This is a genomic window from Allobosea sp. GW823-FHT01F03 (assembly GCF_058798075.1).
In genome coordinates, this window is sequence record NZ_CM179505.1 from 699,118 (window position 1) to 724,199 (window position 25,082).

General features: G+C 67.7%; 22 protein-coding genes. 11 read left to right on the top strand and 11 right to left on the bottom strand.

Translation table 11 applies throughout. The annotated features are described in order from the left end of the window. Positions 1-172 precede the first annotated feature (172 nt). The 5 genes from AC3RCC_RS03295 (at position 173) to AC3RCC_RS03315 (ending at position 6,578) form a co-directional block, all read left to right on the top strand. Positions 173-964, top strand: a complete 792-nt coding sequence (locus tag AC3RCC_RS03295; protein ID WP_492257577.1) for an HpcH/HpaI aldolase family protein — start codon at positions 173-175, stop codon at positions 962-964. Positions 965-994: 30 nt separating this feature from the next. Beyond that, positions 995-3,082, top strand: coding sequence for a hydantoinase/oxoprolinase family protein (locus tag AC3RCC_RS03300; protein ID WP_492257578.1), 2,088 nt, complete (start codon positions 995-997; stop codon positions 3,080-3,082). 24 nt (positions 3,083-3,106) lie between these two features. Continuing rightward, entirely contained in the window at positions 3,107-4,741 is a 1,635-nt protein-coding gene (locus AC3RCC_RS03305) for a hydantoinase B/oxoprolinase family protein (protein WP_492257579.1), read from the top strand. A 20-nt stretch (positions 4,742-4,761) separates the two neighbouring features. Beyond that, on the top strand, positions 4,762-5,967 hold the full coding sequence (locus AC3RCC_RS03310) for an aminotransferase class I/II-fold pyridoxal phosphate-dependent enzyme (protein ID WP_492257580.1): 1,206 nt from the start codon (positions 4,762-4,764) through the stop codon (positions 5,965-5,967). A gap of 152 nt (positions 5,968-6,119) precedes the next feature. Then, positions 6,120-6,578 carry a MarR family winged helix-turn-helix transcriptional regulator gene (locus AC3RCC_RS03315; protein WP_291633782.1) on the top strand — a complete coding sequence of 153 codons (459 nt, stop codon included), beginning with the start codon at positions 6,120-6,122 and terminating at the stop codon, positions 6,576-6,578. A gap of 19 nt (positions 6,579-6,597) precedes the next feature. Here AC3RCC_RS03315 and phnN read toward each other — a convergent pair whose 3' ends face one another. After that, on the bottom strand, positions 6,598-8,640 hold the full coding sequence (gene phnN, locus AC3RCC_RS03320; RefSeq protein ID WP_492257581.1) for a phosphonate metabolism protein/1,5-bisphosphokinase (PRPP-forming) PhnN: 2,043 nt from the start codon (positions 8,638-8,640) through the stop codon (positions 6,598-6,600). Between the two features lie 7 nt (positions 8,641-8,647). Then, complete coding sequence (nadC, locus tag AC3RCC_RS03325; RefSeq protein ID WP_291645984.1) at positions 8,648-9,481, bottom strand: carboxylating nicotinate-nucleotide diphosphorylase; 834 nt, start codon at positions 9,479-9,481, stop codon at positions 8,648-8,650. Positions 9,482-9,834: 353 nt separating this feature from the next. Here nadC and AC3RCC_RS03330 point away from each other — a divergent pair, with 353 nt between their 5' ends. Genes AC3RCC_RS03330 through AC3RCC_RS03345 form a run of 4 tightly spaced genes read left to right on the top strand, consistent with a single transcriptional unit; the run spans position 9,835 to position 13,368 of the window. Continuing rightward, positions 9,835-11,319, top strand: a complete 1,485-nt coding sequence (locus AC3RCC_RS03330; RefSeq protein WP_291633789.1) for a 6-hydroxynicotinate reductase — start codon at positions 9,835-9,837, stop codon at positions 11,317-11,319. Between the two features lie 3 nt (positions 11,320-11,322). Continuing rightward, a complete protein-coding gene (locus AC3RCC_RS03335) occupies positions 11,323-12,210 on the top strand; it encodes a UPF0280 family protein (protein ID WP_492257582.1) in 888 nt (295 codons plus the stop codon). Further along, entirely contained in the window at positions 12,203-12,787 is a 585-nt protein-coding gene (locus AC3RCC_RS03340; protein WP_291645987.1) for an amino acid synthesis family protein, read from the top strand. Before AC3RCC_RS03335 ends, AC3RCC_RS03340 begins: the two co-directional genes overlap by 8 nt. After that, the gene (locus tag AC3RCC_RS03345; protein ID WP_492257583.1) at positions 12,784-13,368 is read left to right on the top strand and encodes an amino acid synthesis family protein; all 585 of its coding nucleotides are present in this window, start codon (positions 12,784-12,786) and stop codon (positions 13,366-13,368) included. The genes AC3RCC_RS03340 and AC3RCC_RS03345 overlap by 4 nt, the downstream gene beginning before the upstream one ends. Positions 13,369-13,504: 136 nt before the next feature. Here AC3RCC_RS03345 and AC3RCC_RS03350 read toward each other — a convergent pair whose 3' ends face one another. The 3 genes from AC3RCC_RS03350 to AC3RCC_RS03360 form a co-directional block, all read right to left on the bottom strand. Next, positions 13,505-17,068 (bottom strand): molybdopterin cofactor-binding domain-containing protein, encoded by a 3,564-nt coding sequence (locus AC3RCC_RS03350; protein WP_492257584.1) that lies wholly within the window; start codon positions 17,066-17,068, stop codon positions 13,505-13,507. Beyond that, a complete protein-coding gene (locus tag AC3RCC_RS03355; RefSeq protein ID WP_492257585.1) occupies positions 17,065-17,559 on the bottom strand; it encodes a (2Fe-2S)-binding protein in 495 nt (164 codons plus the stop codon). The genes AC3RCC_RS03350 and AC3RCC_RS03355 overlap by 4 nt, the downstream gene beginning before the upstream one ends. Before the next feature lie 251 nt (positions 17,560-17,810). Next, a complete protein-coding gene (locus AC3RCC_RS03360; RefSeq protein WP_492257586.1) occupies positions 17,811-19,007 on the bottom strand; it encodes an amidohydrolase family protein in 1,197 nt (398 codons plus the stop codon). A 159-nt stretch (positions 19,008-19,166) separates the two neighbouring features. On the opposite strand from AC3RCC_RS03360, the gene fdxA reads away from it, so the two are divergent. Beyond that, on the top strand, positions 19,167-19,496 hold the full coding sequence (gene fdxA / locus AC3RCC_RS03365; RefSeq protein ID WP_291633803.1) for a ferredoxin FdxA: 330 nt from the start codon (positions 19,167-19,169) through the stop codon (positions 19,494-19,496). 59 nt (positions 19,497-19,555) lie between these two features. After that, positions 19,556-20,329 carry a ferredoxin--NADP reductase gene (locus tag AC3RCC_RS03370; RefSeq protein WP_291633806.1) on the top strand — a complete coding sequence of 258 codons (774 nt, stop codon included), beginning with the start codon at positions 19,556-19,558 and terminating at the stop codon, positions 20,327-20,329. A 393-nt stretch (positions 20,330-20,722) separates the two neighbouring features. Here the strand turns inward: AC3RCC_RS03370 and AC3RCC_RS03375 are convergent, their stop codons facing one another. The 6 genes from AC3RCC_RS03375 to AC3RCC_RS03400 form a co-directional block, all read right to left on the bottom strand. Next, positions 20,723-21,454, bottom strand: coding sequence for an ABC transporter permease (locus AC3RCC_RS03375; protein ID WP_291633808.1), 732 nt, complete (start codon positions 21,452-21,454; stop codon positions 20,723-20,725). Positions 21,455-21,463: 9 nt separating this feature from the next. Continuing rightward, positions 21,464-22,210: an ABC transporter permease gene (locus AC3RCC_RS03380; RefSeq protein WP_291633810.1), complete on the bottom strand. Its 747-nt coding sequence runs from the start codon at positions 22,208-22,210 to the stop codon at positions 21,464-21,466. A 3-nt stretch (positions 22,211-22,213) separates the two neighbouring features. Beyond that, positions 22,214-23,059 (bottom strand): ABC transporter ATP-binding protein, encoded by an 846-nt coding sequence (locus tag AC3RCC_RS03385; RefSeq protein WP_291633812.1) that lies wholly within the window; start codon positions 23,057-23,059, stop codon positions 22,214-22,216. Further along, positions 23,056-24,033 carry an ABC transporter substrate-binding protein gene (locus AC3RCC_RS03390; protein WP_291633814.1) on the bottom strand — a complete coding sequence of 326 codons (978 nt, stop codon included), beginning with the start codon at positions 24,031-24,033 and terminating at the stop codon, positions 23,056-23,058. Before AC3RCC_RS03390 ends, AC3RCC_RS03385 begins: the two co-directional genes overlap by 4 nt. Further along, on the bottom strand, positions 24,030-24,320 hold the full coding sequence (locus tag AC3RCC_RS03395) for a hypothetical protein (protein ID WP_492257587.1): 291 nt from the start codon (positions 24,318-24,320) through the stop codon (positions 24,030-24,032). Before AC3RCC_RS03395 ends, AC3RCC_RS03390 begins: the two co-directional genes overlap by 4 nt. Before the next feature lie 105 nt (positions 24,321-24,425). Continuing rightward, on the bottom strand, positions 24,426-24,875 hold the full coding sequence (locus AC3RCC_RS03400) for a hypothetical protein (RefSeq protein WP_291633818.1): 450 nt from the start codon (positions 24,873-24,875) through the stop codon (positions 24,426-24,428). Positions 24,876-25,082: the final 207 nt, after the last annotated feature.

The following is a 25,082-nucleotide window of genomic DNA, read 5'->3' on the forward strand; positions in this document are numbered from 1 at the left end:
GTCGCGCCGCGGCTGTCGGGGGCCTCTTGCCTGCCCGGCCTCTCGGCAATGGCGGACGCAGCGGAGGGCCGCGACACGAGATTGACGGGGCGGCGCGCCGTCTCATATGTTGTCATACAACTAGAGGTGCTGGCGATGGCCGCACCCGCAGAGCAGAACGGTGGAAACTGAGATGACGGCTCTTCGCAATCCCCTGAAGTCCAACCTGGCAGAAGGCAGGCTGCAGGTCGGGCTGTGGTGCTCGCTCGGCAGCGCGGTGGTGACCGAGGTGCTGGCGGGGGCGGGCTATGACTGGCTCCTCGTCGACGGCGAGCACAGCCCCAATGATCTGCTCTCGATCATCGACCAGCACCGTGCGGCTTCCGCCTATGAGACAGAGGTCGTGGTGCGGATGCGCAGCCATGATCCGGATGCGGTGAAGCAGTTCATGGATTCAGGCATCCGCTCCTTCCTGTTCCCCTTCGTGCAGACGGCCGAGCAGGCGCAGGCGCTGGTGCGGGCGACGCGCTATCCGCCGCACGGCATTCGCGGCTATTCGGTCTCGCAGCGCGCCAACCGCTATGGCCGGGTCAAGGGCTATCACCCGCGCGCCCATGAGGAGTGCTTCGTCGCGGTACAGATCGAATCCGGCGTGGCGGCGCAGGCTGCGGCGGATATCGCCACCATCGAGGGCGTCGACGCGGTCTTCATCGGACCAAGCGATCTTTCCGCCGATCTCGGGGCGCTGGGAAATCCGCATGATGACGGTGTCCAGCAGACGATCCGTTCGGTGCTCGAGCTGGGCCGCGACGGACGGACCGTCACCGGCGTGCTCGCGCCGCTCGAGGAGGATGCCCGCCGCTATATCGACTGGGGTGCCCGCTTCGTCGCGGTCGGCAGCGATCTCGGCCTGCTGACCAGGCATGGTGACGCGCTGGCGGCGCGCTTCCGCGCCCTCGACATCGCACGTCCGGCTTCGGCCTGACGCGCCCCCGATTTTCCGGAGAAGCAGATCATGAGTCATGGCGGACAGCAGGTCCGGGTCGGCGTCGACATTGGCGGGACCTTCACCGACATCGTGGTGGAGGTCGGCGCCAGCCTGCATTCGACCAAGGTGCTGACGAACTATGCCAATCCCGAGCAGGCGATCATCGATGGCGTGCTGCAGGTGGCTGAGATCGCCGGCATCGGCATCGGCGAGATCGACATCATCATCCACGGCACGACGCTGGCGACCAATGCGCTGATCGAGCGCAAGGGCGCGCGCACCGCCTTCATCACCACCAAGGGCTTCCGCGACGTCATCGAGATGCGGACGGAAAGCCGCTTCGAGCAATATGATCTCGACATCGTCCTGCCGCCGCCCCTGGTCGAGCGCAGCCACCGCCTCGTGCTCGACGAGCGCATCGGGGCCGATGGCAGCGTCCACAAGGCGCCGGACCCGGCCGAGATCGAGGCGCTGGCCGAGCGCATCGTCGCCGGCGGCTATGACAGCGTCGCGATCGGCTTCATCCATTCCTATCTCAACGACGCGCATGAGCAGGCGATGCGCGCGGCGCTCCTCGCCCGCGCGCCGGGGCTGGCGGTCTCGATCTCGGCCGAGGTCTCGCCGCAGATGCGCGAGTTCCAGCGCTTCAACACCGTCTGCGCCAATGCCTATGTGAAGCCGCTGATGGCGTCCTATCTCAACCGGCTTGTCGACAGGCTGCGCGAGGCCGGCGCCTCCTGCCCGGTCTTCATGATGCATTCGGGCGGCGGCATCATCAGCGTCGAGAGCGCCGCCGAGTTCCCGGTGCGGCTGCTCGAATCCGGCCCGGCCGGCGGAGCGATCTTCGCCGCCCATATCGCGGCGGGCCACGGGCTCGACCAGGTCCTGTCCTATGACATGGGCGGCACCACCGCGAAGATCTGCCTGATCGAGCAGCAGGTGCCGAAGACCGCCAAGACCTTCGAGGTCGCCCGTACCTACCGCTTCAAGAAGGGCAGCGGCATGCCGATCTCGATCCCGGTGATCGAGATGGTCGAGATCGGCGCCGGCGGCGGCTCGATCGCCACCGTCGACTCGATGCGCCAGATCCGCGTCGGGCCGCACAGCGCCGGTTCCGAGCCCGGCCCGGCCTGCTATCAGCGCGGCGGCGACCGGCCGACCGTCACCGATGCCGACCTCCTGCTCGGCAAGCTCGACGCCGAGGATTTCGCCGGCGGCAGCATCAGGCTCTCGAGCGAGGCCTCGCGCCAGGCGTTGCGCCGCGATATCGGCGAGAAGCTCGGCATCGACGAGGCGACCGCCTCCTTCGGCCTCTGCGAGATCGTCGACGAGAACATGACCAACGCCGCCCGCATGCATGCGGTGGAGAGCGGCAAGGAGCTCTCGGGCTTTACCATGATCGCCTTCGGCGGCGCCGCGCCGCTGCACGCGGCGCGGCTCTGCGACAAGCTCGGCATCGACAAGCTCCTGGTGCCGCCCGGCGCCGGCGTCGGCTCGGCGATCGGCTTCCTGCGCGCGCCTTTCGGCTTCGAATCGGTGCGCAGCGCCTATCTCCGGCTCAGCCGCTTCGACGCGGAGCGGATCAACCAGGTGCTGAGGGAGCTGGCCGAGGAGGCGACCGCCTTCGTCCATGCCGGCGCGCCCGGCATCGCGCCGGCGCTCGAATGCGTCGCCTATATGCGCTATGTCGGCCAGGGCTGGGAGATTCCGGTCGCGATCGCGATCCGCGACTATGGTCCGGGTGACGGCGATCACTTCCGCAGGCAGTTCGACGAGGCTTATGAGGGCCTGTTCGACCGGCTGATCGACGGGCTCGACATCGAGATCGTCAGCTGGTCGCTGCGCGCGAGCTCGCCGACCCCGCCGGCACCGGCGGTCGGCGGCGTGCCCTCCGGCCGCAGCGTTGCCAGCGACGCCACGCGCCAGCTCTTCGACGCCGCCGCCGACGGCTTCGTCCCGGCGGCGATCGTCTCCCGCGCCTCGCTTCGTCCCGGCGACCGGGTCGCCGGACCGGCGATCGTCACCGAGCGCGAGACCACCACAGTCGTGACGTCCGGGCGCGAGGCGGTGATGCAGGCCGATGGCTGCCTGCTGCTCAGCCTGAAGACCGCCTGAGCCCGAGACGAGAGGAGCGAAACCATGGCCACCAGCGCCCTGTCCGACGTCCGCATGCAGATCATGTGGAATCGCCTGATCTCCGTCGTCGAGGAGCAGGCGGTGACGTTGATCCGCACCGCCTTCAGCACCTCGGTGCGCGAATCCGGCGATCTCTCCGCCGGCGTCTTCAACCGTGCCGGGCTGATGATCGCCCAGGCGGTCACCGGCACGCCCGGCCACGTCAACGCCATGGCGGAGGCGGTCGGCCACTTCATCCGCGACATCGGCGAGGAGAACATCTTCGAGGGCGATGTCTACATCACCAACGATCCCTGGAAGGGCACCGGCCACCTCCACGACTTCACGGTGGTGACGCCGTCCTTCCGCAAGGGCGTGCTGGTCGGCTATTTCGCCTGCACGGCGCATGTCGTCGACGTCGGCGGGCGCGGCTTCGGGCCGGATGCCAACGAGGTCTATGAAGAGGGCATCTTCATCCCGATCATGAAGTTCGCCGAGCGCGGCAAGGTCAATCGCGACCTCGTCAACATCCTGCGCAACAATGTCCGCGAGGCGCATCAGGTCGTCGGCGACGTCTATTCGCTCGCCGCCTGCAACGACACCGGCCACAAGCGGCTGATGGACATGATGGAGGAGTTCCGGATCGACGATCTGGAGGCGCTCGCCGATTTCGTGATCGAGCGCAGCCATGCCGCCACCATGGAGAAGATCGCGGCCCTGCCGCATGGCGTCTACGACAATGTCATGCGCGTCGACGGCTATGGCAGCCCGATCGACATCGCGGTGACGATCACCGTCGACGGCAACGGCATCGGCACGGATTTCGCCGGCACCTCGCCGCCGAGCCCGAAGGGCATCAACGTCCCGCTGATCTATACCGTCGCCTATGCCTGCTACGGGCTGAAATGCTCGATCGCACCGGAGATCCCGAACAATGCCGGCTCGCTGGCGCCGTTCAGGATCACCGCGCCGGAGGGCTGCATCCTCAACGTGAAGCATCCGGCCCCGGTCGCGGTGCGCCATGTGCTCGGCCATTTCGTGCCGGATGCGGTGCTCGGCGCGGTCCACAAGATGCTGCCCGGCAAGATCCCGGCCGAAGGCTCCGGCGCGCTCTGGAACCTGCATCTTTCTGCCAGGCCGCTCGGCGGCGATGACGCCCCCGAGGGCGGTGGCCAGCGCGCCGAGGTGCTGCTCTTCAACAGCGGCGGCGGCGGCGCCCGGCCGGGCGTGGACGGGCTCAGCGCCACCGCTTTCCCGAGCGGCATCCACACCATGTCGATCGAGGCGACCGAGCATGTCGGCCCGGTGATCTTCTGGCGCAAGGAATTGCGCGAGGGCTCCGGCGGTGCCGGCAAGCGGCGCGGCGGGCTCGGCCAGGTGGTCGAGATCAGCGCGACCAAGGGCCACGAATTCCATTTCAACGCCATGTTCGACCGCGTCGCCCATCCGGCGCGCGGCCGCGAGGGCGGGCAGGACGGCGCGCCGGGCTCGGTGTCGCTCGACGACGGCACCAGGCTGCAGGCCAAGGGGCGCCAGCATGTCCCGGCCGGACGCCGGCTCGTGCTGCAACTGCCCGGCGGCGGTGGCTATGGCGCGCCGGCCGAGCGCGAGAAGGCGGCGGCCGAGCGCGACCTCGCCTTCGGCTACGTCAAGGTCTGAGCGGAGCGGGATCGGTCTCGATGCAGTATCAGAGCACGCGCGCCGGGCTGATCAAGCCCTCGCCCTCCATGGCGATCTCGATCGAGGCAAGGCGGATGACGGCGGCTGGCGTACCGGTCGTCGATCTCAGCCTGGGCGAGCCCGATTTCGCGACGCCGCCGCATGTTCTCGCGGCGGCGGCCGCGGCGATGCGGCGTGGCGAGACGCGCTACACCGCAGCCGACGGCACGCCCGAGCTGAAGGACGCGATCGTCCTGAAGTTCGGCCGCGAGAACGGGCTTGCCTTCCAGCGTGGCGAGGTGACCGCCGCCAACGGCGCCAAGCAGATCATCTTCAATGCGCTGATGGCGACGCTGGAGCCGGGCGACGAGGTGCTGGTGCCGGCGCCTTACTGGGTCTCCTATACCGACATGGTGCTGCTGCTCGGCGGCGAGCCGAAGGTGCTGCCTTGCCCGGTCGAGGACGATTTCAAGCTGACGCCGGAGGCGCTCGACCGGGCCCTGACCAAGAACACCCGCTGGGTGATGTTCAACGCCCCGAACAATCCCTGCGGCGCCGCCTATAGCCGCGAGGAGCTCGCCGCGCTCGGCGCGGTGCTGGCGCGGCATCCGCAGGTGCTCGTCATGTCCGACGAGATCTACGAGCACATCAACTACACGCAGACGCAGTTCTGCTCCTTCCTGACCGCCTGCCCCGAGCTGCGCGAGCGGCTGCTCATCGTCAACGGCGTCTCCAAGACCTATGCGATGACCGGCTGGCGCATCGGCTATGCCGCGGGTCCGGCGCCGCTGATCGCCACCATGGCCAAGATCCAGTCGCAGAGCACCTCGAACCCCTGCTCGATCGCCCAGGCGGCGGCCGTGGCGGCGCTGACCGGGCCGCAGGACTTCGTGGCGCAGGCGGTCGGGGAATACCGCGCGCGCAAGGATCTCGTCACCGAGGGGCTGAACGCGATCGCCGGCCTGAAGACGCGTTCGCCGGAAGGCGCCTTCTATGCCTATCCGGAATGCTCGGCCCTGCTCGGCCGGCGCACGCCGGCCGGCAAGGTCATCGCCGACGACACCGATCTCGTCTCCTATCTGCTGAGCGAGGGCCATGTCGCCGCGGTCCAGGGCTCGGCCTACGGGCTGGAGCCCTATTTCCGGGTGTCTTTCGCGACCTCGCGCGAGCAGCTGACGACCGCGATCGAGCGCATAGGCGACGCCGTGAAACGGCTGGAGCCCTGACCTCCGCCCTTGGTCGGGGGCGGGCAAGGCAAGATTCGATTGAAAACCCCACGCCGGGAGGCCAGATAGCAGGGACGGGCCGTTGCCCGCCTTTGCGATCGCTATCCCGGCGGTCGCGACACCGTATCCGGTGAGGATAAGGGGATTGCTGAATGTCGGGGTCCGACCCTTCCCACGCCATCGCGGCCGAGCCCGAAGCGGAGAGCTACGACCTCTCCGAACAGGTCGGCTTCATCCTGCGCCAGGCGATCCAGCGCCATGTCTCGCTGTTCAACGAGATCATGGGGCCGGAACTGACGCCGACGCAGTGGGCGGTGCTGTCGCGGCTCTATCTCGAAGGCGGCAGCTCGCAGAATCTGCTCGGGCGCCAGACGGCGATGGACGCGGCGACGATCAAGGGCGTGGTCGACCGGCTGATCAAGCGCAAGCTGGTGCACACCACTGCCGACCCCGATGACGGGCGGCGCGTCATCGTGCAGCTGACCGAGGCCGGCCGGGCCTATACCCGCGAATTGATGCCGAAGGCCGAGACCGTCACCAAGGTGACGCTGGCGCCGCTGGCGACGAGCCAGCGCACGACGCTGCTCTCGCTGCTTAAGCAGTTGCGCTGAGAAGAGAGGGCTCCTCAGCCTATCTGATCACGAAGCAGGCGCTCTGCGCCGCCAGCGCCCGTGCCTCCTCGAGATCGCTCGAGGCGCTGGCATGGATCGCGAAGAGCGGATCGCCGATCGCGACGCTGTCGCCGACGCTGCGGCGCAGATCGATGCCGGCGGCCTTGTCGAAAGGCGCGCCGGCGCGCCGGGCAATGCCGGCGACGGCCCAGCCATCGATCTCGGAGACCGTGCCGGCCTGCTCGGCGCGGACGGTATGGACCAGCAGCCCCGGCATCACCGGCGGCTCGCGGCGTCCCTGCGCCGTGACGATGCGCTCGAAGGCCGTCCGCGCCGCGCCTGAGCGCAGCAATTCTTCGGCGCGTTCCCGCCCGGCCTCGAGCGAGCCCAGCGCCGGATCCCAGGCCAGGATGCGGCCGGCGAAGAACAGCGCCTTGGCGACGAGGTCGGCCGGCGCCTGCGGGTCGTTGTCGAGCGCCCAGGCGACGTCGCGGCATTCCAGCGCCGGCCCGATGCCGCGCCCGATCGGCCTAGTGCCATCGGTCGGGAAGGCCTCGACGACGAGGCCGAGCCCCCGCCCGACCGTCTCGAACAGGGCGGCGAGATCGGCGGCCTCGTCCTGCGATTTCAGCTTGGCGCGCGGGCCATAGGGCAGGTCGACGATCACATGGGTCGAGCCGGCCGTCTTCTTCTTCGACAGGATCGAGGCGACGGACCAGCGATTGGAATCGATGCCGAGCGGCCGTGTGATCGCGTTCATCACGTCGTCGACGACGGAATGGTTCAGCCGGCCGTTCCAGGCGATGCAGGCGCGGGCTTTCTCGACGCAGGCGCGCAGTTCCGCCGGGGTGAGCTCGACATCGGCGAGCGCCTCCATCGCATCGGCCGTGCCGGCGGCCGAGGTGATGGCGCGCGACGAGGTCTTCGGCATCAGGAAGGCGCCATGGGCGGCGATGATCGGCACCACGATCAGCGTGATCCGGCTGCCGGGAATGCCGCCCATCGAATGCTTGTCGACGACGATCTTGTCGGACCAGCTGATCCGCTGGGCGAAACGGGTGCGGACGCGGGCGAGCGAGACGACCTCGTCATCGCTGAGCTTCTGCGTCGCCGCGACGAGGAAGGCCGCGACCTCGCCATCGGGATAGCGAGATTCGACGATGTCGCGGATCAGCGTGTGATACTGCGCCTCCGAGAGCGCCCCGCCCTGGATCTTGCGAGTCAGCGCGGCGCGGCTTTCCGGCGAGGGGGTGCGCCGGATCGAGACCTCGGTGCCCTCGGCCAGGCCGAGCTCGGCAAAGGCCTCGCTGGACAGGCCGATCTCGTCGGGGGCGAGCGCGGCGGGCAGGTCCGCGACCTGGATGTCGGAGCGGATGCTGGCGCCGGCGCCGGTGATCTCGATCCGACCCGGCCCGAGATAGTCGAAACCGTTGACGAGCTCGCCCTTGGCCGGGAGCCAGGCGCAATGGGCCCGCCCGGCGAAGACCGGCAGGCGGCGCAGACGCAAGGTGTTGGCGGCCGATTCGACTGCGGCGACGAAACGCTCGATCCCGGTTTCCGGGCTCTGATCATTGCAGACGGCGACCGTGCGGATGCCGTCCGGCCAGGGCTCGACCTTGCGGGCGAGCCTGTCGTCTATGGCGTTGCCCTGCTCGCGGCCGCGTCCGGCGATGCGGGCCGCCAGGATCTCGGCCGGTGCCGTGACCTCGACGATGACGAAACGCGGCAGCAGCGCCGCCAGTTCGGCGATGACGGCGCGCGAGCCATTGGCGATGACGTGGCGGCCGCTCTCGATCGCGCCCAGAAGGCTACGGGGCAGACCATAGCGCAGGCCATGGGCGCTCCAGCCGATGACGAAATCGCCTGCGGCTTCGCGTGCCGCGAATTCGGCATCCGTCGCCGCCTCATGCGCCTCGCCGGGCGAGCCGGCGGGGCGGGTGATGACGCGCCTGGCGAAGACATAGCGCCCGGTCGGCTCCAGGACCTGCCTGGCGCCGTCGATCAAGGTGTCCTTGCCGCCGCCGCTGGGGCCGACGACAAAGAAGAACGTTCCCGGGCGCATGGTCTGATCAGGCTTCGTCGAGGCCGATGTCGACGGCGGGCGCCGACTGGGTGATCTTGCTGGTCGAGATATAGTCGACGCCGGTCTGGGCGATCGGACCGATCGTGTCGATGCGGATGCCACCGGAGGCCTCGACCTTGGCGCGGCCGGCGATCAGCCCGACCGCCTTGGTCATGTCGGCGACCGACATGTTGTCGAGCATGATCACATCGGCGCCGGCCTTGACGGCCTCCTCGACCTGCTCAAGCCGGTCGCATTCGACCTCGAGCTTGGTCAGCACCGGCAGCGTCTTGCGGGCGCGCTCGACGGCGGCGGTGATGCTGCCGCACACGGCGATATGATTGTCCTTGATCATCACGCCGTTATCGAGGCCGAGGCGATGATTGAGGCCGCCGCCGCAGGTCACGGCATGCTTCTCCATCATGCGCAGGCCGGGCGTGGTCTTGCGGGTGTCGATCAGCCGCGCCTTGGTGCCGGCGATGGCGGCGACATAGCGCGCGGTCTCGTTGGCGATGCCCGAAAGGCGCTGGGCGATGTTGAGCGCGGTGCGCTCGGCGGTCAGCACGCTGCGCGCGGCGCCTTCGATCTCCATCAGGATGGCGCCCTTCTCGACCTTGTCGCCATCCTTGACCAGCAGCTTCACCTTGAGCTCGGGATCGTAGCGCTTGAAGACACGGGCGGCGACCTCGATGCCGGCGACGATCATCGGCTCGCGGGCGTTCATGTGGAACTTGCCGGTCTCGTCCGGCTCGATCATGACCTGCACGGTCAGGTCGCAGGCGCCGATATCTTCGGTCAGCCAGAGATCGATCAGGCGATCCGTCGCAAAGCTGTCGTACATCGAAACCCCTCCTCGGGCGTGATCGCCTTGACCTTTTCCCGCGGAATCGGTCGGCCGATCCGAAGGTAAATTTATTTGTATACGAATAATAACAGTCGATTTTTCGGGCTGTCAATCAGAGCTGGATAGCGGCAAGCGGGCCGCCTGTCTCGCCGGGTGCCGGGCTTTTGGCTCATCGCGCGAGCAAGCGAAGAAAACCCAGGCTGTGGCGGCTTTAGCAGGCCTGCGCGCTTCTGCCCGGCCCGGTGGCAGGGCCCCGTCCGGGCAGAGCGCCGACTTGACAGCCGGGCAACCATGCGCCACCATCATTTGTATACAAATGATATGGCCGGAAGTGACGGCGAGGGTTGACGATGAGCCTGGAGGAAACGGCCACGGCCGCCGACGACAAGATTCGCTGCGATGCCTGTCCGGTCATGTGCTACATCAAGCCGGGCGCGGTCGGTGCCTGCGACCGCTATGGCAATGTCGACGGCAATCTCGTCCGGGTCGATCCGCATGTGATGCTCGACCGCACCATCGATCAGGGCGGCGAGTTGGTTTCCTTCGCCGGCCCGCGTGAATGGGATGGCGACATCCTGCACCAGCCCGGCACCTTCGTCACGGCGATCGGCGCCGGCACGACCTATCCCGACTACAAGCCCGCGCCCTTCATCGTCTCTTCCGAGGTCGACGGCGTCGACATGGTCACCGTCGTGACCGAGGGCATCTTCAGCTATTGCGGCGTCAAGGTGAAGATCGACACCGACCGCTTCCTCGGCCCGGAGACCGCGATCGTGCGCGTCGAGGGCGAGGCGGTCGGCCATGTCACTTCGGGCGAATACGGCTCGCAGATGCTGTCGCTCGGCGGTGTCCACCACCTGACCGGCGGCTCGAAGAAGGAGGGCCGCGTCACCTGCGACGCGCTGCTCCAGCTCAGCAACGGCAAGGCGGTCGAGCTTACGATCGATGGCGGCGAGACCGTCATCGTCCAGGCCGGCAAGCCGCCGATCGTCAACGGCGTCGAGGAGAGCCGGATGCGCGTCGGCTGCGGCTCGGCGACGATCGGCATCTTCGCCAAGCAATGGCATGGCAAGGTCGACGAGGTCGTGGTCGTCGACGACCACATCACCGGCGTGCTCTCGGAGCACCAGGCCGGCAAGCTGCTCGGCATGCCGGCGACGGGCCTGAAGATGAAGGGGCGGCGCTCGACGCCCGGCCGCTATTTCCAGGTCGCGCAACCCGGCACCGGCTGGGGCGGTACCAATATCAGCGATCCCCTGACCATTCTCGGGCCGTTCGATCCGAAGGTCGCCTATCCCGGCCTGCGCCTGCTGATGGTCTCGACCACCGGCGAGCACGCCGCCTATTACGAGCTCGACGAGAAGCTCGTACCGGTCGAGATGCAGATGCCGGAGCGGCTGGTCGAGCCGGTCGAGCGCATCGCCGAGAATTGTGAGCCGGCGCTTTCGACCGTGCTGTTCATCGGCGGCGCCGGCGGTTCGCTGCGTGCCGGCGTCACCGAGAATCCCGTCAGGCTGACGCGCTCGGTCAAGGACGCGCTGACCTATGTCACCTGCGGCGGCGCACCGGTCTATATCTGGCCGGGCGGCGGCATCACCTTCATGGTCGACGTCACCCGCCTGCCCGAGAACGCCTTCGGCTATGTGCCGACGCCGGCCCTGGTCGCGCCGCTCGAATTCACCATGAAGCTCTCCGACTATCAGGAGCTCGGCGGGCATATGGACCATGTCCGGCCGCTTTCCGAGCTCAACGCCGACGGCCGGCTGAAGCTGCCGCAGCGGCTCGACAATCCCTGGCCGCTGGCGCCGGAGCGGATGCGCCGCTCGCACGGCTGAGCGATGTTCGAGCCCCCCTCCGCGCGCCTGCTGCCAGACGGCAAGCGCCTGCTGCTGCAGCAGGGGCCGATCGATCTCGTCGTCGAGGCCACCGGCCCGGCGGCGGCGGTCGAGGCGGCCTATCGGGCGGCGATGCGGCGCTTCGATGGGCTGCTCGCGGAACTCTGCGGCGAACTTGCCCTGCTACGCTCGCCGGTGCGGGCGAATAGCCCGGTTCCGGAAGGGCCGGTCGCCCGGCGCATGCATCAGGCGGTCGCCCCCTTCGCCGGCAGGATCTTCATCACGCCGATGGCCGCTGTTGCCGGCTCGGTGGCGCAGGAAATCCTCGCCGTCATGGTCGAGGCTGCGCCGCTGGCGCGTGCCTATGTCAATAATGGCGGCGACATCGCCCTGCATCTGGCCGATGGCGAGACCTTCCGGATCGGCCTTGTCGAGCGTCCGGACCGGCCAAATCTCTTCGCCACCGCCAGCATCACCGCCGGCGATCCGGTGCGCGGCATCGCGACCTCCGGCTATCCCGGCCGCAGCTTTTCACTGGGCATCGCCGAGGCGGTGACCGTGCTCGCCCCGAGCGCCGCCATGGCCGATGCCGCCGCGACCGTGATCGCCAATGCGATCGACCTGCCGGGCCATGCTGCGATCGAGCGCCTGCCGGCCGATGCCATCCAGAGCGACAGCGATCTCGGCGCGCTCCTCGTCACCCGCAAGGTCGGGCTGCTGACCGAGACCGAAATCGAAACGGCGCTCGCAGCCGGCCTCGCCGAGGCGCAGCGCCTGCACGGAGCCGGCCTGATCGTCGCCGCCGCCATGCATCTTCAGGGCGTGAGCCGGGCTCTCGCCACGCCTATGATCCTTCAAGAACAAGCCGAGAGGAGACTTGCCCGTGCCTGAGATCGTCGTGCGGAAATATGCCGTGACCGTGGAGGAGATCTTTCACGAGGGCGGCCCGGCCGCGTCCGTGCCGCTGAAGCGCGGCGCGGCGCTGGCGGTGATCGCCAACCCTTATGCCGGCCGCTATGTCGAGGACATCCAGGGCTTCATGGATGATCTCAAGCCCTTCGGCCTCGCCATGGCGCGTCGCCTGCTGGCGGCGATGGGCGGCGACGTCAAGGCGATCCAGGGCTATGGCAAGGGTGCCATCGTCGGCGCCGCCGGCGAGATCGAGCATGGCGCGCTCTGGCACGTGCCGGGCGGCTATGCGATGCGCGAACTGCTGGGGGACGCCAAGGCGATCGTGCCTTCGACCAAGAAGGTCGGCGGGCCGGGCACGCGGCTCGACATTCCGGTCACCCATGTCAACGCCTCCTATGTCCGCAGCCATTTCGACGCCTTCGAGATCGGCATCACCGACGCGCCGAGGGCCGACGAACTGCTGCTCGCGCTGGTGATGACGACGGGTTCACGCATCCATGCGCGCGTCGGCGGCCTGAAGGCGAGCGAGATCAAGGGCGAGGACGGGCTGAGATGAAGGCTTCCATCCGCAAGATCGTCACCATACTCGACGAGACCCATTCCGAGATGGGCCAGCCCGTCGCGCCGGCGATCTGCCGGGCCGCGGCGGTGGCGGTGATCGCCAACCCCTTCGCCGGCAAATACCAGCCCGATCTCTCCGAGCTGATCGAGATCGGCGAGGAGCTCGGAGACCTGCTCGGCCGCCACGCGCTTCAAGCGCTCGGCATCGAGGGCGAGGCCGTGCAGGGCTATGGCAAGGCCGCCGCCGTCGGCGAGGACGGCGAATACGAGCATGCGGCGGCGATCCTGCACCCGAAGCTCGGCGCGCCGCTGCGCAAGCTGCTCGGCAAGGCGCCGGCGCTGATCCCGTCCTCGAAGAAGCGCGGTTCGCTCGGCGTCGTCCTCGACATTCCGCTCGGCCACAAGGCCGGCGCCTATGTCCGCAGCCATTTCGACGGCATGGAGGTCCGCATTCCCGATGCGCCGCGCGCCGGCGAGATCGTCGTCGCGGTGGCGCTGACCAGCGGCGGTCGCCCGCTGCCGCGGGTCGGCGGCCTGACCCATGACGAGGTCAAGGGCGAGGACGGGCTGCGCTGAGAGCGGCCTGATCGTCGCGCCGCGTTCAAGACGTCTGTGAATGCCCGCCCTCGTGGTGGGCATTTCCGTTTCGAGCGCCGGGTTGTCGGACGGAAGGCGTGGGTGGCCGGGTTTATCCCGACCATGGCGGGCAGGTTCAGGGCGCAGCCTTGCGCGCCCTCGTGACCGCCTCTTCAATCCCCTCCCAGCCCGGCTTCCCCTGGGCGAAGCGACCGCGCAGATAGCCGGCGAGCTCGGCGATCTGGCGGTCGTCGAGCGCCGTCGCGAAGGAGGGCATCGAGCCGATGCCATGCTGGCCGCCCTCGAGCAGCATGTTGACGAGGTTGGTCGGCGTCGCGGCATGGAGCTTCGAGGACAGGCCGAGCGCAGGCCCGGCATTGACCAGCGGCGCCGTGCGACCGGGCTCGTGGCAGGCGGCACAGGCGCCCTGATAGAGGCGTGCGACCGGCGAGGTCGCGGGATTTGCCGCGGCGCTGGTGGCGAGCTCGATCCGGCTGGCGCGGGCCTGCGCCTCCGCCTCGGGCAGCGGCGCGTTCAGGGAGGCGAGATAGGTCGCCATCGCCCTGATATCGGCATCCGGCAGTTCCTTGAGCTCCGCGATCACCGGCGCCATCGGCCCGGCTGCCGCGCCGTGATGCTGCGAGGTTCCGGTGCGCAGATAAGCGTAGAGCTCGGCCTCGCTCCAGGGCAGCGGCCCGGCCGAGACCCTGGTCAGGGCCGGCGCCTCCCAGCCCTCGGCCTCGCCGCCGGAAAGATAGGCGCTGCCGCCGCGCTCGGCGCCGAGCGCGTTGCGCGGCGTATGGCAGGCGCCGCAATGGCCGAGCCCGTCGACGAGATAGCGGCCGCGATTCCACTCGGCCGAGCGGGCTGGTTCCGGCTTGAGCTCGCCCTGCGGCCGGAACAGCAGGTTCCAACCGGCTAACAGCGGGCGCAGATTGACGGGGAAGACCATCCGGCTCGGCTGGTTCTCCTGCCTGACCGCCGGCTGCGACATCAGGAAGGCGTAGAGCGCCTGGAGGTCGGCCTCGCTGGTTTTCGCGTAGCTCGCATAGGGGAAGGCCGGGTAGAGATGGCGGCCGTCGCGATGGATGCCGGCGCGCATCGCCCGCTCGAAGGCCGGATAGGACCAGTTGCCGATGCCGGTTTCCGGATCGGGTGTGATGTTGGTGGTCATCACCATGCCGAAAGGCGTCTCGAGCGCGAGACCGCCGGCATAGGGCACGCCGTCCTTCACCGTATGGCAGACGGCGCAGGCGCCGAGCGCCGCGAGCTGGCGGCCTCTCTCGATCGTCGCCGCCGACCAGGTCGCCGGATCGGGCCGGGCGATCGGAGCGATCGACGGCGCGAGTGCGAAGGAAGCGGCGGCAAAGGTCGCGGCACCGGCAAAGGCGGCGCCAAGCTTGCTCCACAGGCCGAAACGCCGGGGCCTTTCCGGCAGTTGCGCTGCGGCGGGCGCCGCCGCCGGCAAACGCCCGAGGCCGGCGAGCACGCGCTCGGGCGTCAGCGGCAATTCGCGAAAGCGCACGCCGGTCGCGTCAAAGACGGCGTTGACGATGGCGGCGGCGCTGGGGACGGAAGCCGACTCGCCGGCGCCTAGCGGCGCCTCGTGCTGCTTGTCGAGGAGCAGCACGTCGATCGCCGGCAGTTCCGGGAAGGTCAGGACGGGATAGGCGCCCCAGTCGCGGGCGGCGACGGCGGTGGTCTGCGAGAAGCTCACCTCCTCGCGCAGCACACGGCTGGTCGACTGCAGGACATTGCCGTGGACCTGATGGGTCACTCCGGCCGGATTGACGACCATGCCGGTGTCCTGGCCGACGGTGACGCGGCTGACCGTGACCTCGCCGGTCGTGCGGTTGACCGCGACATCGGCGACCCAGGCGGCCCAGGCGGCGCCGACGCCCGGCCAGCTGCCATGGACATAGCGCGCCTGGGCGAAGCCGCGGCCGCGCAGGATCTCGCCATCTTCCTCCATGCGCGGGCCGACATGCGGCTGCCAGCCCGCCCGCTCGGCTGTGGCGCGCGTCAGCTCGGCGGCGCGCTCGTCATTGATGTGGCGCAGGCGGAACTCGACGGGGTCGACGCCGGCCTCATGGGCGAGCTCGTCGATATAGCTCTCATGGGCGAAGACGTTCGGCATGGCCGAGACGCCGCGCAGCCAGGAGGCGCGGACGATCGGCGGCATGTCATAGGCCGTCAGCCGCATGTTCTCGTAGTCATAGGAGGGCACCGCGGTGCGGTCGCCCATGCGCAGCGTCGCCGGCTGGTTGGAAATGCGCCCGGTCAGCAGCAGGGCGAGCGTCGGCGCCGCGTTCGACGGGTACCAGGTGTGGAAGTCATAGGCCGGCAGCGAGCCGCCGGGGCCGAGGCCGCCCTTGATGTCGATCAGCTGGGCGGCGCCCTTCGGCTCCCAGAGATGCTCCTGCTCGCGGGTGAGCTGGACGCGCACCGGCGCGCCGACGGCGCGCGAGAGCAGCACCGCATCGGCGGCGACGTCATCGGCGCAGTTGCGGCCATAGCAGCCGGCGGCTTCGTGGCGGATGATGTCGATCTGCTCGCGCGGCAGGCCGGTGAGCACGGCGAGGTCGTTCTGCAGCGGAAACGGGTTCTGGCTGCCGCTCCAGACCGTGATGCCGTCGGCGCGTACATCGGCCACGGCGCAGGACGGGCCGATCGAGCCATGCATGTGGTAGGGCCAGACATAGGTGCGGTCGAGCCGCTTCTCGAGCGTGCCGAGCGCAGCCTCGACATCGCCCTCGTCGACCAGCAGGCGCGGCGTCGAGGGATGGGCGCGCAGGGCCTGGGCGACGTCGGAGAGGTCCGGCGGCGTGAACGAGCGCCACTCGGCCTTCAGGGCGAGCGCCGCTTCCGCCGCCTGTTCCTCGCGCTCGGCGACGATGCCGATGAAATCGCCCTCGATGACGAGGGCGCGTATGCCGGGAATACCGGCGAGCGAGTCGCGATCGACGGCGATCAGGCTGCGCCCGACGAAATCGCCGGCATCCATGCCGGAATAGGGCGGACGGACGACGCGGCCATGCAGCATGCCGGGCACGCGGACGTCATGGACATAGACGCAGCTGCCATCGACCTTGGCGGGGATGTCGACCCGCGCCACCGATCGGCCGATCAGCCTGTGATGGTCGATCGGCTTGAACTGCGCGCTCTCGGCCAGCGGCAGCAGCAGGCGCTCATTGGCGAGCAGTGTGTCGAGTCCGATCGCCGGGGTGTCGGCCGCGCCGCGATAGAGCCGGCCGTCGCGCAGGCTGATCTCGCCCTCACTGCAGGCAAGCGCCGCGGCGGCGAGCCCGATCAGCCTTGTGCGGATCTGGGTCGCGCCGATCCGCATCGCCACCGAGGTGACCTGGATCGTCTCGCTGGCGATGGTCGCGCCCTGGTCCGGGGTATCGGCGGTGTCGCCGAGCACCATCTCGACGGCGTCGAAGGGAAAATCGAGTTCCTCCGCCACCATCTGGGCGAGCGCGGTGCGGATGCCGGTGCCGAGATCGACATGGCCGGAAAAGGCGAGGATGCGCCCCTCGGCCGTGAGGCAGACATGCAGGTCGAGCGCGTCTTCGGAGCTGTCCTCGGCGGGCGCGCCCTTGCGCGGCGCGACGACGGCGATGATCCCGCCGCGTCGTAGCAGTGCCCGACGGGAGAGGGGAGGCGGCGGTGCGCTGTCGTTCATCGCGCTGTGGTTCATGGCGTGGCCGTCTCGCCGGTCCGGGCGCGCGCGGCGGCGAGCATCACGGCCCTGACGATCTCCACATGGGTGCCGCAGCGGCAAAGATTATAGCGCAGCGCTTCGCGCACCTGCGCCTCGCTCGGCGCCGGGTTGACGGCCAGGAAGGCCTTGGCGGTCATGATCATGCCGTTGATGCAGTAGCCGCATTGCGCGGCCTGGGCGTCGATGAAGGCCTGCTGGACCGGATCGGGGCCCGCGCTGCCAGCGAGTCCTTCGAGCGTGACGATCTCGCGCTCTTCCGCCAGCCGGACCGGCAGTGCGCAGGCGCGGGCGGCGATGCCGTCGATCAGCACGGTGCAGGCGCCGCATTCGCCGAGGCCGCAGCCGAATTTCGGGCCGTTAAGCGAAAGGTCGTTGCGCAGGAAGAAGAGCAGGGGGGTCTGCGGCTCGCCCTCGACGAGGTGATCGGCGCCATTGACGCGCAGGGCGAAGCGCCGCGTCGTTCTCATGGCTCGTCCGGGCGGGGCGAGGCGCCTTTGATCGCGATTGTCGTCACGTGACCCAAATCGTTCGCATACGAATGAGAATAAGGACAAGTTGCGGCGCGCGGCAAGCGGGATTTGACGCGGGGGAAGTGCGTCGCCGTCATGCTCGCCCTCATGGCGAGCATCCACGTCCTGAACACGCCCTCGCCGATGGAAGCGAAGACGTCGATGGTCGGCACAAGGCCGACCATGCGGTATGGGGCGTGGACCCCCGCTCAGTGCTGGACGGAGGGGATCTTCTCGGCCGGCGGGGTGTTGCGGCTGATGCCGCTGCGGACGATGCCGTCGATCACGATCATGCCGATGCCGGGCAGGTCGCCGAGCTGGATCGAGTCGAGGAAGTTCCTGCCGGCGGAATGCTGGGCTTTGTCCATGAAGACGAAATCGGCGCTGCGCCCGACCTCGATCAGCCCGCAATCGAGGCTGCGCATCCGCGCCGTGTTGCCGGTGGCGAAGCAGAAGGCCACTTCAGCCGGCACATCGCCGAGCGAGGACAGCATCGAGACCATGCGGACGATGCCGAGCGGCTGGACGCCGGAGCCGGCGGGGCCGTCGGTGCCGAGGATGACGCGCTGCAGTTCGCCCATTTCGCGGGCGACGCGCAGCGTGTAGAGCGCGGCGCGCTCATTGCCGTTATGGACGAGTTCGAGGCCGCGCTTGCAGCCTTCGCAGATGCAGCGGATCTCCTTGTCGGGCAAGGCGGTATGGCCGCCATTGATATGGCCGACGACATCGGTGTCGGCCTCGAGCACCACGTCGGCACCGATCAGGCCGGAGCCGGGAATCGATGGGCCGCCGGTGTGGATGGTCGACTGGATGCCGTATTTGCGGGCCCAGGCCACCATTTCCTTCGCCCGCGCGCCGTCCTTGACGCCGCCGAGGCCGACTTCGCCGAGCAGCTTCACGCCGGCATCGGCCAGGTCCTTGAAGTCCTGCTCGACCATGCCGGGCTCGATCACCGGCGCGCCGGCATGGATCTTGACGCCGCCGGGGCGAAAGGCGGTGAAGGCGCGCTGGGCATAGATCGCCATGGCCTTGAGCCCGACAATGTCCTTGGGCCGGCCGGGGGTGTGCACCTCGCCGGCCGAGATCATGGTGGTGACGCCGCCATGCATGGTCGAATCGATCCAGCCGAGCTGGTTCTGGCGCGGCGTCCAGTCGCCGGCAACGGGGTGGACATGGCTGTCGATCAGGCCGGGCGAGAGCACGGTGCCGTTGGCGTCGATGACGGTGTCGGCCTGGTCGGTGTCGAGATCCTTGAAGCGGCCGACCGCGGCGATCCTGCCGCCGATGGCGACGAGCGTGTCGGCCTCCAGGATCGGGCGCTCAATATCGCCGGAGAGCATCAAGCCGATATTCTTGATCACCAGCTTGTGGTTGGCGCCGACCGTCGCCGTCTGCAGTTCAGCCATCTCGTTCCGCCCCGTAAGCCTTCGCCGCCTCCTGTGAGGCCTGCGATATCCTCACCGTCCCGATCCCGATTGACAAGTGCGATCGAAGGCGGCATATCGTTTGTGTACGAACAAGTTTTGCATCTGCCTTCCCAGCCTGTCAAGCGGCAAGGATCACGCATGGCCTTTGCAGTCACCAGCGCCTGCATCCGTTGCAAATACATGGATTGCGTCGAGGTCTGTCCCGTCGACTGCTTCTATGAAGGCGAGAACATGCTCGTCATCCATCCCGACGAGTGCATCGATTGCGGCGTCTGCGAGCCGGAATGCCCGGCCGAGGCGATCGTCGCCGACAATGCCGAGGGGGCGGCCGAGTGGCTCGCGCTCAACGCCAGGCTGGCGCCGCTCTGGCCGAACATCACCGAGAAGCGCGATCCGCCGGCCGATGCGGATGATTGGAAGGGAATACCGGACAAACTCGACCTTCTTTCCGAACGCGCGGCGATGTGATAGCTGCCTGTCTGCGTTCGATGATCGGCTTTTTCCTGGGCTAACCGAGGAATGACGAGATGAGCAATTTCTACGAGGAGCGCGTGCTCAGCGTCCATCACTGGACCGATACGCTCTTCAGCTTCACGACGACCCGTGACACGACGTTCCGCTTCAAGAACGGCCAGTTCACGATGATCGGCATCAAGGTCGACGAGAAGCCGCTGCTGCGCGCCTATAGCGTCGTCAGCACCAATTACGACGAGAACCTCGAATTCTTCTCGATCAAGGTGCCGGACGGGCCGCTGACCTCGCGCCTGCAGAACCTCAAGGTCGGCGATCCCATCATCGTCGGCAAGAAGGCGACGGGCACGCTGGTGCTCGACAATCTCAAAGACGGCAAGCGCCTGTTCCTGCTCGGCACCGGCACCGGCCTTGCGCCCTTCCTGTCGCTGATCCGCGATCCCGAGACCTATGAGCGCTATGAGAAGGTGGTGCTGGTGCATGGCTGCCGGCAGGTGGCCGAGCTCGCCTATGGCGAACAGATCACCCAGCACCTGCCCAATGACGAGTTCCTCGGTGAGATGATCCGCGAGCAGCTGATCTACTATCCGACGGTGACGCGCGAGCCCTTCCGCAATCGTGGTCGCATCACCGATCTGCTGACCTCGGGCCAGCTCTTCGAGGATATCGGCCTGGGCCCGTTCGATCCCGCCAGCGACCGCTTCATGCTCTGCGGCAGCCCGCAAATGCTGGTCGACCTCAAGAAGATCTTCGAGGACCATGGCATGGAAGAAGGCAACCATGGCGAGGCCGGCGACTATGTGATCGAGCGCGCCTTCGTCGAGCGCTGAACCGCCCGATTGAGCGGCAGATAAAAAGCAAGCGGCCGGCCCCGTCATGGGCCGGCCGCTTTGCTTTGTCGGCACCACTTTTCCTCTGACAACTCATCCCGGGCGGCCAAGGGAAGAGCAGGGAGCTATCCTTTGCCGGGAAGGCTCAGGAGCCGGTTCGAGAATGGCAGCCCGTTTTCCTGAGGAGCTGCGGCGCAGCGTCTCGAAGCCTGCTCCCGATGGCTTCAGGTCCCCTGAAGCATCCTTCGCGATGCCATCCCTGGCGGAATGGCTCCGCAGGATCAGGCCCGTCTGAAATCGCAAGACGGGTTCTCGGAGCTGGATGCCGGAGCGGCACAGTTTTCCGCCGATCCGGTCTGACGAAGAGGGCCGAGGGCAGGGCCGCCGCCCGACCTAGCGATGTGTCAACTGGCGGTTGAACAGCATCATCAGGCTGTTGCAGCTCACCGCGAAGACGGTCAGCAGGAGCGCGATCGCCATGATCGTGTCGATCTGGCCGAGATTGATGGCGCTGGTCAGAAGGAAGCCGAGACCGCGCTGCGAGGCGAACATCTCGCCGATCAGCACGCCGAGCAGGGTCAGTGAAAAGCCGAGGCGCACGCCCGAGATGATCTCCGGCAGGATCGCCGGCAGGATCACGGTGAAGGCCGATTGCGAAGGCGAAAGGCGCATTACCTGCGAGGTGCGCCGGTAGACCGGCTTCATCTGGCGGATCGCGTTCATCGAGAACAGGGTGATCGGGATCAGCCCGTGCATCACGCCGAAGGCGATCTTGGCGGAGATGCCGAGGCCGAAGCAGAGCAGAACCAGCGGGTAGAGCACGACCTTGGGGATCGAATAGAGCGTGGTCAGGATCGGCTCGGCGACGTTGCCGGCGAGCTTGCGGACCCCGAGCACGATGCCGAGGCTGATGCCGCCGAGCAGCGAGAGGAGGAAAGCGGCGACGAAGGCCCGCATCGTTTCGCTGATGTTGAGCCAGAACTCGCCGGTGCCGAGCAGCGAGCCGAGCTTGACGACGGTCTGCAATGGCGAGGCGATGGCCGAGGCGCCGACGAGGAGATGGAAGCCCTGCCAGAGCAGGATGAAGGTCAAAAGGACGATGAGAGTGCCGGCGAGTCTGGGCATGGCGTCACCTCACCGCTGGCGGCGCGCCTGGAGGCGCCGGTCGATCATGTTGAGGATCGTGTTGACGATGGTGACGGTCACCAGCACGAGCAGGATCAGCGCGTACATGTGCCCGTTCTCGAACAGGTTGTAGGCATAGGCGATGGCGTAGCCGATCCCGGCGCCCGAGAGGATGAACTCCGAGGCGATCACTCCGATGAAGGAATAGGCGACCGAGAGCTTCACGCCGGTGAAGAGGTAGGGCAGCGTCGCCGGCAGCTCGACGAGGAGCGCGGTCTTGGCCCGCGACATCCGGTAGATCTGCGCCGTCTTGCGCAGCACGCGCGGAATCCGGTCGAGCCCGTTCAGCGTCGCGGTGATCATCGAGACCACGGCGAGCAGCACGGCGATCGCGATGATCGAGGCCGAGCCGACGCCGAAGAGCGTGATGAAGATCGGATAGAAGACGAAGGTCGGGACGGCATAATAGCTCGCCAGAAGCGGCTCGAGCGCATGGCGCAGCGCCGGCAGCGAGTAGATGATCAGGCCGGCGACGAAGCCGAGCACGATCGAGAGCGCCGTCGAGATGGCGATGTTGGTGAAGGTCGTCCGGATATCGGCCGAGAACTGGCCGGTGCGCAGAATCTCGGCGAGCTCGACCACCATCTGCGAGGGCGCCAGCATCACCATGCGGGGGATGACGCCGACCCGGCAGAGCAGCTCGACCAGGAGGATCATCGTCGCGACGACGATCAGGCGCAGCCATTTTTCCGACATGGCTCAGCTCTTCCCGGCCGACATGATCTTCAGCGCCTCGACGCGCAGCTTCTCCCAGAGCCGGGCGGTGATGTCGCCGAAATGCGGGGTCGAGACCACGCGGCTGTCGCGGTCGCGCTCCCAGCCGGTTTCGACGAAGTCGATGAAGGTGCCCGGCCTGGTCGACATCACGCCGACCCGGTCGGACAGCATCGCCGCCTCGTCGAGGGCGTGGGTGATCAGCAGCACCGTGGCCGAGGTTTCGCGCCAGAGCCGCAGCAATTCGTCGCCCATCAAGAGGCGGGTCTGCTGGTCGAGCGCGCCGAAGGGCTCGTCGAGCAGGATCAGCCTGGGCTGCATCACCAGCGTGCGGGCGATGCAGACCCGCTGGCGCATGCCGCCGGAGAGCTGGGCCGGAAAGGAGGCCGCGAAGTCCTTCAGTCCCATGAAGCCGATGGCATAGTCGACGCGGCGCTGGATCTCTGCCGGGTCGACGCCGGCGCGCCGGAGCCCGAAGGCGACGTTGTCGCGGACATTGAGCCAGGGAAAGGAGGCATCCTCCTGGAAGACGACGCCGACCCCGTCGGGCACGCCGTTGACCGGCTTGCCCTCGAAATGCGCCGTGCCGGCCTGCGGGGCGCTGAGCCCCGCAAGAATGTCGAGCAAGGTCGACTTGCCGCAGCCCGAGGGGCCGACGACCGAGAAGAATTCGCCCTTGGCGAGGTCCAGATCGATCGGCCCGAGCGCGTGCAGGGTCGACTTCGGCAGCTGGAAGATCCGCGTGACGCCGCGCAGCGTCGCATGGGCTTCAACGGGCGCCGGCTGCTGCTTGAGTGTCACGACCTTGGCGCCCGCTGCGGCCGGGTTCATTGCTTGGCCTGCAGATCGGCAGGCAGGAAGGATTTGTCGAGCACGGTCGACCAGTCGATGTCGTTCTTGACCTCGCCGATCAGCTTCAGGCCTTCGACGATACGGTTGAGCTCGGTGATGCTGAACTCGCCCTCGCTCCACATCTTCGGGCCGATCATGTTGTCGACGGCTTCCTTGGCGACCGCCGGCTCGAGCTTGTAGAGCTTCTCGATGATCTTGGCGGTCTCGGCCGGGTCCTTGTAGATCGCCTGCACGCCGGCGCGGCGGCCCGCGATGATCGCCTTGAGCTTGTCGGGATGCTCCTGCGCGAATTTGCGGGTGGTGATGCCGACCGAGGTGGTCATCGGCTTCAGGATGTCGCCGGCCTTGTAGACCGTGCGGTACTTGTCCTTGCGGATGATCGAGAGCGGCTCGATCAGCACCGAGCCGGCGATCGCGCCCTGCTCGAGCATGGTCAGAGCCGGGACATAGCCGCCGGCCGCGACACGCTGGACCTTGGCCTGGTCGATGCCCTTCTCTTTCAGGACCATCAGGAAGAGCATTTCCGAGACGGATTTCGGCGAGGTGATCGCGACCTTCTTGCCGACCAGGTCCTCGACGCTCTTCACCTCGGAGTTCGGCATGGTGACCATCGAGGCCTCGGCGACGCTGCGCGTCCCGGTGTTGACGATGACGAGGTCGAGCCCCTGAGCCTTGGCGGCGAGCGCCGCGGAGACCGCGACCTCGCCATAGGGCGTCGCGCTGGCGAGGATGTTTCGGACCGTGGTGCCGCCGCCGCCGGAGCCGATGATGCCGGTGATATCGATGCCGGCCTGCTTGAACAGCCCCTTCTCCATCGCGACCGCATAGGGCGCGCCATAGAGGCTCGCGCCCCATTGCGTCACGGAAATTTCCTCGGCGCGCACCGGCGCCTGCAGGCAAAGCATCGTGACCGCAGCAGCCGCGAACTGCCGGAAACCAAAGAAATCCGTCATGCCTCTCTCCCGATAAGGTCCATGCCTGCGATTGTTATCGTTCCAGCATGCTGCCAAAATTTCATTTGTATACAAATAACGATCTCAGCATGAGGAAATCTTGTCAAGCGGGTAAGGAGCGAGAATCCGCCGGTCTGGAAGCCGAATTTGGCGGGCGTGGCCGGATGCGGCGCGCACGGGATCTTCGCCATATCGCAGCCGATATGGTGCCAATTCAATGCTGAAAGCTCCTTTGGATCGGCGCGGGGCGCGGCGCCGGAATCGCCGTGTGGCAACGGCGTCAGCATCGGGGGCGACGCCGCGTCTGGCAAGCCCGAATGGGGGGGCACGGCGGAATTGATATTGTTCGTGTACGAACTATCTGGATATGGATGATGGCCGGCCGGCAGCGCTCAGCTGCGCTGGCACGCCCGCAGCGTGACCCGATCGAGCGCATAGCCGGCGCGCGCCAGGCTGCGATCGTCGAAGGTCGCGACCGAGACCGGTTCGAGGTCGAGCAGGACGGCAGGCAGTCCGAGTTCGGCCGCCAGTCTGCCGGCGAAGCGCATCAGGGCCCGCATCGGTACCGAGCCCGGGAGCCTGGCCGTGGCGAGTTCGCTGATCTGCAGCGTCGCCTCGTCGCGCAGCGAGCGCTGCACGGCGAAGGCGAAGATCGCATGGATGCAGCCGCGGGCATCTTCGAGGACGACGAGGCCGCGCCGGCCGTCCTTGGCGCTGAAGGAGCGCAGATAGCGCGTCCACTGCGCCTTGCTGATATCGGGATGGAACATGGCGACGAGCTGGTAGGCCCGGCCCGCTTCCGCCGCTCCGATCCGCCGTGCTTGCAGGATATCCTCGGTCACCTTGTCACGCCCCTCCCAGGCAGGTGGAGAGGACAGGTGCGGCATCCCGCCCGCATTGATCCGTATCAATTACAAATCTAGGGTTTGATGCATGACTATTCCCCGGTCCGGCGTGGCCGCATGCGGGGTCGTAGTGAGGTGAGACGCCGTGGATTGCACTGTTTTGGCCTGTGCCCAGCAACGCCCCCAGAAGGCGGGTTGCCAGAG

Excerpts from the sequence above, each read along its gene's own strand:
- AC3RCC_RS03345 (WP_492257583.1), top strand. The coding sequence starts at position 12,784 with ATGAAGGCTTCCATCCGCAAGATCGTCACCATACTCGACGAGACCCAT.
- AC3RCC_RS03335 (WP_492257582.1), top strand. The coding sequence starts at position 11,323 with ATGTTCGAGCCCCCCTCCGCGCGCCTGCTGCCAGACGGCAAGCGCCTG.
- AC3RCC_RS03310 (WP_492257580.1), top strand. The coding sequence starts at position 4,762 with ATGCAGTATCAGAGCACGCGCGCCGGGCTGATCAAGCCCTCGCCCTCC.
- nadC (WP_291645984.1), bottom strand. The coding sequence starts at position 9,481 with ATGTACGACAGCTTTGCGACGGATCGCCTGATCGATCTCTGGCTGACC.
- AC3RCC_RS03305 (WP_492257579.1), top strand. The coding sequence starts at position 3,107 with ATGGCCACCAGCGCCCTGTCCGACGTCCGCATGCAGATCATGTGGAAT.
- AC3RCC_RS03390 (WP_291633814.1), bottom strand. The coding sequence starts at position 24,033 with ATGACGGATTTCTTTGGTTTCCGGCAGTTCGCGGCTGCTGCGGTCACG.
- AC3RCC_RS03355 (WP_492257585.1), bottom strand. The coding sequence starts at position 17,559 with ATGAGAACGACGCGGCGCTTCGCCCTGCGCGTCAATGGCGCCGATCAC.
- AC3RCC_RS03350 (WP_492257584.1), bottom strand. The coding sequence starts at position 17,068 with ATGAACCACAGCGCGATGAACGACAGCGCACCGCCGCCTCCCCTCTCC.
- AC3RCC_RS03380 (WP_291633810.1), bottom strand. The coding sequence starts at position 22,210 with ATGTCGGAAAAATGGCTGCGCCTGATCGTCGTCGCGACGATGATCCTC.
- AC3RCC_RS03315 (WP_291633782.1), top strand. The coding sequence starts at position 6,120 with ATGTCGGGGTCCGACCCTTCCCACGCCATCGCGGCCGAGCCCGAAGCG.
- AC3RCC_RS03375 (WP_291633808.1), bottom strand. The coding sequence starts at position 21,454 with ATGCCCAGACTCGCCGGCACTCTCATCGTCCTTTTGACCTTCATCCTG.
- fdxA (WP_291633803.1), top strand. The coding sequence starts at position 19,167 with ATGGCCTTTGCAGTCACCAGCGCCTGCATCCGTTGCAAATACATGGAT.
- phnN (WP_492257581.1), bottom strand. The coding sequence starts at position 8,640 with ATGCGCCCGGGAACGTTCTTCTTTGTCGTCGGCCCCAGCGGCGGCGGC.
- AC3RCC_RS03295 (WP_492257577.1), top strand. The coding sequence starts at position 173 with ATGACGGCTCTTCGCAATCCCCTGAAGTCCAACCTGGCAGAAGGCAGG.
- AC3RCC_RS03330 (WP_291633789.1), top strand. The coding sequence starts at position 9,835 with ATGAGCCTGGAGGAAACGGCCACGGCCGCCGACGACAAGATTCGCTGC.
- AC3RCC_RS03360 (WP_492257586.1), bottom strand. The coding sequence starts at position 19,007 with ATGGCTGAACTGCAGACGGCGACGGTCGGCGCCAACCACAAGCTGGTG.
- AC3RCC_RS03385 (WP_291633812.1), bottom strand. The coding sequence starts at position 23,059 with ATGAACCCGGCCGCAGCGGGCGCCAAGGTCGTGACACTCAAGCAGCAG.
- AC3RCC_RS03370 (WP_291633806.1), top strand. The coding sequence starts at position 19,556 with ATGAGCAATTTCTACGAGGAGCGCGTGCTCAGCGTCCATCACTGGACC.
- AC3RCC_RS03395 (WP_492257587.1), bottom strand. The coding sequence starts at position 24,320 with ATGCTGACGCCGTTGCCACACGGCGATTCCGGCGCCGCGCCCCGCGCC.
- AC3RCC_RS03300 (WP_492257578.1), top strand. The coding sequence starts at position 995 with ATGAGTCATGGCGGACAGCAGGTCCGGGTCGGCGTCGACATTGGCGGG.